At 41.8% G+C, this 11,053-nt stretch carries 4 protein-coding genes and 1 pseudogene; all 5 read left to right on the forward strand.

What is annotated here, in order from left to right; genetic code table 11:
- The first annotated feature begins 82 nt into the window (after positions 1–82).
- The 5 genes and pseudogenes from M1P97_RS03610 to M1P97_RS03630 all read left to right on the forward strand — a co-directional run bounded on the left by M1P97_RS03610 (position 83) and on the right by M1P97_RS03630 (position 10,971).
- Positions 83–2,425: a glycoside hydrolase family 3 N-terminal domain-containing protein gene (locus M1P97_RS03610; RefSeq protein ID WP_249388392.1), complete on the forward strand. Its 2,343-nt coding sequence runs from the start codon at positions 83–85 to the stop codon at positions 2,423–2,425.
- Positions 2,426–2,788: 363 nt separating this feature from the next.
- Complete coding sequence (locus tag M1P97_RS03615) at positions 2,789–5,194, forward strand: glycoside hydrolase family 95 protein (protein WP_249388393.1); 2,406 nt, start codon at positions 2,789–2,791, stop codon at positions 5,192–5,194.
- 105 nt (positions 5,195–5,299) lie between these two features.
- Positions 5,300–5,377: pseudogene (locus M1P97_RS03620) on the forward strand (RagB/SusD family nutrient uptake outer membrane protein); the annotation flags it as partial.
- Positions 5,378–5,771: 394 nt separating this feature from the next.
- On the forward strand, positions 5,772–8,957 hold the full coding sequence (locus M1P97_RS03625) for a SusC/RagA family TonB-linked outer membrane protein (protein WP_249388394.1): 3,186 nt from the start codon (positions 5,772–5,774) through the stop codon (positions 8,955–8,957).
- 19 nt (positions 8,958–8,976) lie between these two features.
- Positions 8,977–10,971: a RagB/SusD family nutrient uptake outer membrane protein gene (locus M1P97_RS03630; RefSeq protein WP_195372257.1), complete on the forward strand. Its 1,995-nt coding sequence runs from the start codon at positions 8,977–8,979 to the stop codon at positions 10,969–10,971.
- Positions 10,972–11,053: the final 82 nt, after the last annotated feature.

Here is an 11,053-nt window from a genome sequence, read left to right on the forward strand (position 1 = left end):
GCCTGTAAGGGCGGTTCGCGAACCGCCCCTACAAACGCTACATTCAAAACTAATAATCTCTTAAATAAAACAATATAGTTATATGAGTAAAACAACATCTTTCATAATCGGCCTTATCGCATGTGCGGGACAGGCTATAGCTCAGCAGCCGTTATATAAACAGGCTACGGCACCTGTCGAGGATAGGGTAAAAGACCTGGTAGGACGTATGACCGTCGAAGAAAAAGTCGGTCAGCTATGCTGTCCGCTGGGGTGGGAAATGTATACCAAAACAAAAAATGGCGTAGTTGCCTCCGATCTTTATAAAGAACGGATGAAAGCAATGCCTATCGGTTCATTCTGGGCAGTTCTCCGTGCTGACCCCTGGACGCAAAAGACATTGGAGACTGGCTTGAACCCCGAACTATCGGCCAAAGCATTGAACGCATTACAGAAATATGCGGTAGAAGAAACCCGCTTGGGAATCCCTGTCTTATTTGCTGAAGAGTGTCCACACGGACACATGGCGATCGGTACTACTGTCTTTCCGACTTCCCTGTCACAGGCTAGTACCTGGAATGCAGAGTTAATGTACCGGATGGGGGAGGCGATTGCTTTGGAAGCACGTTCGCAAGGAGCTAACATCGGTTATGGTCCGGTACTGGATATTGCCCGCGAACCGCGTTGGTCGCGTATGGAAGAAACATTTGGTGAAGATCCTGTATTAACGACTATTCTGGGCGTTTCCTTTATGAAAGGTATGCAGGGCGAATCGCAGAATGACGGAAAACATCTATATTCTACTTTGAAACATTTTGCCGCTTACGGCATTCCTGAAGCCGGACATAACGGTGCACGTGCCAATGTCGGTATGCGCCAGCTTTTCTCCGATTATCTGCCTCCTTTCAAGAAAGCGGTGGAAGAAGGAGTGGGAACGATCATGACTTCCTACAACTCTATCGACGGCGTGCCTTGCACTTCTAATAAGTATTTATTGACCGATGTATTACGTGACCAGTGGGGATTTAAAGGATTTGTCTATTCGGATCTGACAAGTATCGAAGGAATTGTCGGAGCAAGGGTGGCAAAAGATAATAAGGAAGCCGCAGTCTTGGCTCTGAAAGCCGGTCTTGATATGGACCTGGGAGGAAATGCGTATGGCAAGAACTTAAAGAAAGCCTTTGAAGAGGGGGCCATCACAATGAATGATCTCGACAGGGCGGTAGCTAATGTGCTTCGTTTAAAGTTCCGTATGGGATTGTTCGAGAATCCGTATGTTTCTCCGGAACAGGCGAAGCAGTCGGTACGTTCGAAAGCACATAAGGAACTGGCTCGTGAGGTAGCCCGTGAAGGGATTGTCCTATTAAAGAACGATGGGATATTACCTTTGAAAAAAAATATCGGAAGCATCGCCGTTATCGGTCCGAATGCGGATATGATGTATAACCAGTTGGGCGACTACACGGCTCCTCAGGAACGTGAAGAGATTGTTACTGTTTTGGACGGCATACGGAAAGCTGTTTCTCCTTCCACGAAAGTTAATTATGTAAAAGGTTGTGCCATCCGTGACGTAACAGCAAGTAATATCCCGGCAGCAGTGGATGCAGCCCGTTCGGCAGATGTGGTCGTTTTGGTTGTGGGAGGTTCCAGTGCCCGTGATTTTAAGACAAAATATATAGGAACCGGTGCCGCTGATGTTTCTAACGACGGAAACCAGATCCTGTCGGACATGGATTGTGGCGAAGGATACGACCGCAGTACTTTACGTTTGCTGGGCGATCAGGAGAAGTTGCTGGAGGCAGTAGCTGCGACAGGTAAGCCCCTGGTAGTTGTCTATATTCAGGGACGTACCCTGAACATGAATCTGGCTTCGGAAAAAGCGCAGGCATTGCTTACGGCTTGGTATCCCGGTGAACAGGGTGGTACGGCTATTGCTGATGTATTATTTGGTGATTACAACCCCGCCGGACGTATGCCGGTATCCGTTCCCCGTAGCGAAGGCCAGTTACCTTTGTTCTATTCGCAGGGTAAACAACGTGCTTATGTGGAAGAAGAGGGAACACCTCTTTATGCCTTTGGTTATGGTTTGAGTTATACTAAATTCGATTACAGCCAGCTGGAAATGCAAAAAGGCAATGGAAAAGATGCCTTGCAAACAGTAAGTTGCACGGTAACCAATACTGGCGACCGTGATGGGGAAGAAGTTGTTCAGCTTTATATCTGCGACAAAGTCGCTTCTGTTTCCCAGGCTCCGATCTTGCTGAAGGCATTCAAACGCATCGCCTTAAAGAAGGGTGAAAGCAGAAAAGTAACATTTACATTAGGTGAAGAGGAACTGTCTCTTTATAATCAGGAAATGAAACAGGTAGTAGAACCCGGCGACTTCAAAGTAATGGTTGGAGCGGCTTCGGATGATATCCGGCTGAACGGAGAGTTTACATTATAATATTAAAAAACTGTTTTGAATGTTACTTTTCTCTTGAAAGAAAAGTAACCAAAAGTTCAAGGCTGCACCGGCTTCGCTGCTACGGGGAAAGACTACGCTTTAAAAATCCGAAACTCGCTTCGCCGGGGACAGCGAACGTAGGATGCGAAGTAGCGAACCAGGTGCAGCCTTGATCTTTTGGCTACTTTTGGATCAAAAGTTAGTTTAAAACTTGCTAAATTTTTACTCACCTTACTAAAAAGCCAGACGGACGGATTGTGCAAAATAAACGCCTTATTTTGTCAACATGACAATAATAGAGTCTTTTTACTTTTGTGAAAGAATTTTTTATAAAGTAATATAGTCTCTAATAAACAAGTAATCATGCATAATACGTGGAAAAAGTGGAATATTATTATTCCGATGGTAACCTTAGTCATCTCTTTCTCTTCGGGCTGTATAAGTTCGAATGATATGGAAGATAATACGATGAAGCTATGGTATAAAGCACCGGCAGACGCTTCTGTAAAAGATAATCCCCGGGAATGGGGCAACAATAAGAGCTGGGTAAAAGCATTACCGATTGGTAATGGTTATATGGGAGCGATGGTATTTGGTGATGTTTTTACCGAACGGGTACAGTTAAATAATAAAAAACTCTGGTCGGGGAGTCCACAGGACGGAGATAATCCGGAAGCCTTGCAAGCCCGGCCGGAAATACGTAAATTACTTTTAGCCGGGAAATATAAGGAGGCAGAAGCATTGGCCAGCCGTACGCAGATTTGCCGGGGAAAAGGCTCTACTTCCGGATCAGCAGCCGACAGTCCGTTCGGTTGTTTCCAGACATTAGGAGATCTCTATATTGATTTTGCCGATAAGTCTGAATATACAGAGTATTATCGGGAGCTGGATCTGGAACGGGCTATGGTGAATGTTTCATACAATGTAAACGGAAATAAGATAGAACGTTCTTATTTCGCAAGTTATCCGGATAATGTTATCGTTGTGAAAATTAAATCTGCCCAGAAAGGAAAACTGAACTTCTCTGTCAGGATGGACCGTCCGGAACGGTATGAGGTTGTTGAAGACCAAGGACAACTGGTTATGAGAGGAGCCATGAATGACGGATATGGAGGCGACGGAATGAAATATTGGGCACGCTTGGACGCTTCCCTGAAAGGAGGGGATAAGCAGATTGAAAACAATCAACTGACCATTCATAATGCCGACGAAGTAATTCTATATCTGACATCTGCAACAAACTATACGGGCTATCCTTCTTATCTGGACATTGCTTATGAGGAAAATACATCCGAGCTGTTGAAGAATGCTATGGCGCAATCTTATGACAAATTGCTGGATAATCACCTGAAGGATTATACAACCTATTATGACCGTGTATCCTTTAGCATTACTGAACATCTGAAAGATACTATACCTACCGATCTCCGGCTGGCGGAAGCAAGAAGCGGCAAGGAGGATTTGCATCTGCAGGAATTGTTATTCCAGTATGGCCGATATCTATTGATTTCTTCCTCCCGCGAAGGTTCTTTGCCTGCAAACTTACAAGGTGTTTGGGGTGAAAAAATACAAACAGCTTGGAATGGTGACTATCATATGAACATAAACCTTCAGATGAATTATTGGTTGTCACAGAGCACGAACCTGCCTGAAATGTTCATGCCTTTTGTTGATCTGCTGGAAGATATTCAGGTATCGGGCAAGAAGACAGCGCAGGTACATTATGGATCGGAAGGGTGGAGTACCCATACAATCGTTAATCCCTGGGGATTCACTTCTCCGGGAGAAGGTTTCGGTTGGGGTTCTCATGTCGCATCAGCCGGTTGGCTTTGTCAGAATCTTTGGGAGCACTATGCTTTTACCCGGGATAAGGAGTATCTGAAGCGCATTTATCCGATCCTTAAAAATACAACTCAATTTTACACAGACTGGCTTTATTGGGAGCCGGCCACCGCAAAATGGATTTCCATTCCTTCCACCTCTCCGGAGAATACCTTTATTTCACCAACCGGAGAAGGGGCTCATATCTGTGCCGGATCTGCACACGACCATCAGGTGATAGACGATCTGTTCCAGCATTATGTTACTGCATCAGAGGTTTTATCTGTTGATAATGAGTTGTTAGGGAAGGTTCGGGATATGTTGCCGAACCTGAAGAAAACGGAAATAGGTTCGGATGGACGTTTGATGGAATGGGATAAAGAATATGAAGAAGCAGAGCCGGGGCATAGACATATATCTCATTTATATGCATTGTTTCCCGCCAATCAAATCAATAGAAATACCCCTGAGTTATTTGCAGCAGCCCGCAAAACATTGGATCGCAGAATTGAATATATGCATGGTACTGTGGGATGGAGTATGGCTTGGATGACTTCTTTGGGTGCTCGTTTTTCTGATTCACAGCTAGCCTATTCTTCCGTAAAAAGATTGATACAAAACTGTGTATTGGATAATATGTTTACAATTGCACCGCCTTTCCAGATAGATGCCAATTTCGGTATCACTGCCGGTATTGCTGAAATGCTGATTCAAAGCCACGAAGGGAAAATCGTTTTATTACCGGCTTTACCAGAAGAGTGGAATTCAGGTTCTGTGAGAGGCTTGTGTGCCCGTGGTGGTTACGAAGTGGATATGGATTGGAAAGATGGAAAATTACTGAATGCTAAAATAAGATCGAAAGCGTTGGATGGTGATGTTATACTTATTTATGGTGGAAAAGATACAACAGTATTTTTAAGAAAAGGGGAAGAGAAAAAGTTATTTTGAGATTTACAATAATGTTAGGCAATATGAAAAAACAAATTTTTATAATATTGTTGTTTATAAAGCTGTCAATGCTGTTCGGGAGGGACGACGCGTACTTTTGAGAATCCGAAACATTATCTGTTTCCGATACCTCAAAGTGAAATTGATATAAACGGAAACCTTGAACAGAATCCGGGATATTGATGGTTTAATGGTTGATTTTGAGAACTGGTGAAACAGTTTCTCTATATGAGCCCCGAAAGTTTGATTGACGCTTTCGGGGTTTATTGTATAGTGGTTATCATAAATACAATATTATTGTTCCTATAACAAGAAGTTTTTTATCGAGTTCCTAATTTGATACATTTTTGAAGAATCCGTTCCGAATTTAAAAGGTTTTGTTTCAAATATAATACTAACTGATAATGAGATAGTAACTTCCTTTGTAATCGTGAATCTTTTACAAATAAAGTATTATGTAACGTGGTTTTATTAAACATTGTTATTATGGAAAACAAAAAAATGTGTGTGTGGAAACGAGGGGGATATTTGTTTCTTACAACTTTGTTAAGCACAAGTCCTTTCTCTAGTCATGTTTATGCTAGAACTGATCATGATCAGTTCAACTCGATCTCTGACCGAGTTGAACTATGGTCTAAGCCAGAAAAAAGAAAAAAAGATAACCGGGACGGTTGTCGATGAAACAGGTCTTCCTGTTATTGGAGCCAATGTAGTGCAAAAAGGTACTACTAATGGTAGTATAACGGATATAGACGGTCGTTTCTCTTTAAATGTTCCGGATGATGCAATTCTGGAAGTATCTTATATAGGTTACTTGGCGCAGTCTGTACCAGTAGGAAATAATTCTTCTTTTCAAATTACTCTCCGGGAAGATTCTCAGAAACTAGATGAGGTTGTGGTAGTTGGTTTTGGTACTCAGAAAAAGGTGAATTTGACAGGAGCCGTCTCCACTGTTTCCTCTGATGTCTTTGAAGGGCGTTCTGTGTCGAATGCTTCACAAGCCTTACAGGGAGCAATGCCGGGATTAAACATTCAGCAGACTCAAGGCTACCTGGATTCATCTCCTTCTATTAATATTCGTGGTGTCGGGACAATTGGTGAAGGATCTTCGGGGAGTCCGCTGGTATTGATCGACGGGATGGAAGGGGATATGAACCGTTTGAATCCTCAGGATATTGAAACAGTATCTGTATTGAAAGATGCTGCGGCATCATCTATTTATGGGTCTCGGGCACCTTTTGGTGTTATTCTGATAACAACGAAAAAAGGTAAAGCCGGCAAGATGTCTGTTAATTATAATAACTCTTTCCGTTGGAGTAAAGCCACAAACATGCCGCAGACAGTAGACTCTTATACTTTTGCCAATTATTTTAATGAAGCTGCGACGAATGCTGGAAAAGCAGGGCATTTCTCTCCTGAACGTTTACAAAAGATCAGAGATTTTATTGATGGCAAGCTGACTGGAGGAATCGACCCTGACCCGAACAATCCGTCCCGATGGGCTGACCTGTATGATAAAGGCTATGGAAATACAGACTGGATCAATATGATTTTTGATGATTCTGTGTTCTCTCACGAACATAACCTGAGTGTATCTGGTGGTAGTGAAAAAGTTCAGATGTATGCATCAGTAAATTATCTCGGACAAGATGGTTATATGCGTTTGAATCCAGAAAATAACCAGCGTGTGGCTACAAATCTAAAAGTAACATCGAAGTTAAATGATTATATAAGTATTAATTATAATATGAGGTTTAATCAGATCGATTATGAAAAACCGACTCATTTGACTGATGGCTTATTTTCAAATTTATCGCGTCAAAGCTGGCCTACTTTGATTGCATATGATCCGAATGGAAATTTATATGAATATGCGACTCATGCTTTACGGTTGCGTGATGGCGGGCGGACAACAAAGAAAACATATGAAACGACTCAACAGGTGAATATTGTTGTGGAACCGATCAAAGGATGGAAAATTATCGGTGATGTGAATTATCAATTATATAATGAACGGGTACATGCAGATATCCAGAAAGTTTATAATTACGATGTAAACGGTGAACCTTATCAATCTACGCTGGGTGGTGCCAATTCAAGTGTTTCAGAGAATTATAAAGGAACTAAATATTTGAATATAAATGCATATACCGAATACGTGAAGGAGTTGAGCGGGCATAACTTCAAAGTGATGGTTGGTATGCAGTCGGAGCAACTCTGGCAGGATGTGACAAGTGCCGGGCGTTTGGGTATTATTGTTCCCGGAACAAATGTAATAGATGCTACCTCAGGGAATGATTCAGACGGAAAGTCGGTTCCTCCCACGGTAGGCGGAGCATATGATAAATGGTCGACTGCAGGTTTCTTTGGACGTTTGAATTACGATTATAAAGGTCGCTATCTGATAGAAGGAAATTTACGTTATGATGGAACATCACGTTACCGTTCGGATCAACGTTGGCGCTGGTTCCCTTCTGTGTCTTTAGGGTGGAATATGGCAAATGAAGAGTTTTTTAGTTCATTGTCGGAATATATATCAACCTTTAAGTGGAGAGGTTCTTACGGATTATTGGGAAATCAAAATACAAAAGTTTGGTATCCGACTTATCTGACAATGCCTATCGGCTCATCTAACAGTGCATGGCTGATCAATGGAAATCAGCAAAATACTTCTTCTGCACCAGGTCTTATCAGTATGACGATGGGATGGGAAACAGTCAAAACTACTAATATTGGTTTTGATGCAAATGCTTTGAATAACAGGTTAGGATTAAGCCTTGAATGGTTTACGAGAAAAACCGAAGACATGATAGGCCCGGCTCCTGAAATGCCTGTGATTTTGGGTACAGCAGTTCCTAAAACGAATAATACGAGTTTACGTACAAATGGTTGGGAACTGAATGTGTCATGGCGTGACCGTTTGAAGAATGGACTAGGCTATAGAGTAGCTTTCAATTTATCGGATGCACGGACTGAAATTCTGGAATATCCTAACCATACAGGAACTGTTACAGGTTATTATTCCGGTAAAGACATGGGGGAGATATGGGGATTTGAGACTGTTGGCATAGCCAAGACCCAGGAAGAGATGGATGCTCATCTGGCCACTTTGCCTAATGGCGGACAGAATACGATGGGAAATAACTGGGCTGCCGGTGATATAATGTACCGCGATCTGAATGGTGACGGAAAGATCGACTGGGGGAATTCAACTTATGATGATCTGGGGGATATGAAGGTTATAGGTAACGAAACTCCCCGATATATGTTTGGCTTGAATCTGGGAATGGATTATAAAGGCTTTGATGTAAGTGTATTCTTCCAGGGAATTATGAAAAGGGATTATTTTACTGGTAGTTCAGACTTTTGGGGAGCTAGTTCCCTCTGGTCTTCTACTTTCTACGAACAACACATGGACTATTTCAGAGCAGATGAAAACCATCCGTTAGGTATGAACCTGAATGGATATTACCCGAGACCTCTGTTTGATTCCAGTAAAAATAAACATGCGCAGACACGTTATCTGATGAATGCAGCCTATATCCGCTTGAAAAATCTCAGTATTGGATATACGCTTCCACAAGCATTGGTAAATAAATGGAAACTACAGAACCTTCGGGTGTATGTAACCGGTGAAAACTTATGGACTGGAACCAGTTTGACTGATCTGTTCGATCCGGAAACATTGACTACAGATCCGGCAGGTATGATTAAATATCCTTTGTCGGCTGTCTATTCATTTGGATTGAGTATAACTTATTAATAATGGAAAATTCACAATCATGAAATATCAAGGAATAAAATATATAATCGGTGCTTTTTTCCTGGGCTGTACTTTAACGGCCTGTAATGATAATCTGGAAATTACACCTCCGTCTTCAATAATACCTGAAGATTATTTAACGGAAGAATCTCAGTTAGATTCTTATATAATTAACCGATATACAGCTTTACCTAATTCCGGTGGAGGTGTCGGTCTGGATAATGGAACGGATAATGAGGCTGGTATGAATTTTTCTTCCAGTTATACGGATGGCGACTGGAAAGTGGGGGAGACTGCCGGTGAATGGAACTTTGAGGAGATTTATCAGTTGAACTATTTTTTTGACAAGGTATTACCCTTGTATAAGAATGGAAAAATATCCGGTGTAAAGGAAAATATTGAACATTATATTGGAGAAGCTTATTTCCTTAGAGCAGTGGCTTATTATAATAAGCTGGTGTCATTGGGTGATTTTCCGATCGTACGCCATACGTTTGTAGACGATAGGCAACATCTGACAGAGGCATCCAAACGTATGCCGCGTAATGAAGTTGCCCGCTTCATTATTTCTGATCTGGATTCGGCTGCCATATTGATGAAGCCGACTGCTCCCGATGGACGCAAAAATCGTTTGTATAAAGATATTGCTTATCTGATGAAATCAAGAGTAGCCTTATTTGAAGGTACTTGGCTGAAATATTTTAAAGGTACGGCTTTTGTTCCGAACGGAGAAGGCTGGCCGGGGGCAAACAAAGAATACAACAAAGGTTACCAGTTTCCGTCAGGCAGTATTGACAATGAAGTCAAATGGTTTTTGGAGCAGGCTGTAGAAGCTTCGGATATTGTAGCTTCCAAATATCAGTTAACAACAAATTCCGGTGTGTTAATGCAGGGAGCGAGTGACACGAATCCCTATGTCGAAATGTTTAGCGCAATGGATATGTCCGGCTATAACGAAATTTTGCTTTGGAGAGACTTTGATAAAGGTAAAAACATTGTCAATAATCGGGCAGTAGATGCTGGGACAACTTGTACGGCTATCGGTTTGACCAGGGGAATGATTCAAAGTTATTTAATGAATGACGGCTTGCCTTATTATGCATCTTCACTCTATAAAGGGGATAATTCATCCCAAAACGTAGTTGAAAACCGGGACGATCGTATTCGCCTATTCCTGAAACAACCGGGCATGATCAATATCTGGTTGAACGTAGGGCAAGGAACGCATGGTGTTCCCGTTGAGCCTGCCTTACCGGACATTATAAATGGTGTGGGACAGTTGAGAAATAATACCGGTTATGTATCACGTAAATATTGGTATTGGGATCATCTCTATTGTAATAACTGGCAGGGTGAAACTGGTGTACACATTTTCCGTGCAGCAGAGGCTTATCTGAATTATATTGAAGCTTATTACGAATGTTATGGAAATCTGGATAGTAAAGCGGATCAATATTGGAAGACATTACGCCGTCGTGCCCATGTCAATGAAGATTATACTAAAACAATACAGGCCACTAATATGCAGAAAGAAGCAGAACTCGACTGGGCTGCTTATTCAGCCGGAAATATATTGAATGATGCTACATTGTTTAATATCCGCAGAGAAAGACGTAATGAATTTTTGAGTGAAGGTTTCCGTAGTCCTGATTTGAAACGCTGGCGTTCGATGGATCAATTAATGACGAAAAAGTATCATATTGAAGGATTTAAACTATGGAATACCGATCTTCCTGAGAAATATGCTATGGCTGGTTATAATCTGATTTATGATCAGGATCCGAATTCCAATGTATCGTCTCCATCAACCGGAAATTATTTACGTCCGTATGAAATTTTGAAGACAAACCGGGCATACGAAGGATATGGCTGGCATATGGCACACTATTTGAATCCGATTGCCATGCAACATTTTATGATCACTTCAACAGAAGACAGAGATACCTATTCCGATTCTCCGATCTATCAGAATCCATATTGGCCCGTAAAAGCTAATTATCCTGCTGAGAAGTAATCGTGAACCCTATACGAGTGAAAGCGAAGTATATGTTTATGGTAATTAGATGAGAACAAAGAGCCATTTTTCAACTTAATAG

Source organism: Parabacteroides leei (assembly GCF_023369805.1).
Classification (GTDB): domain Bacteria; phylum Bacteroidota; class Bacteroidia; order Bacteroidales; family Tannerellaceae; genus Parabacteroides; species Parabacteroides leei.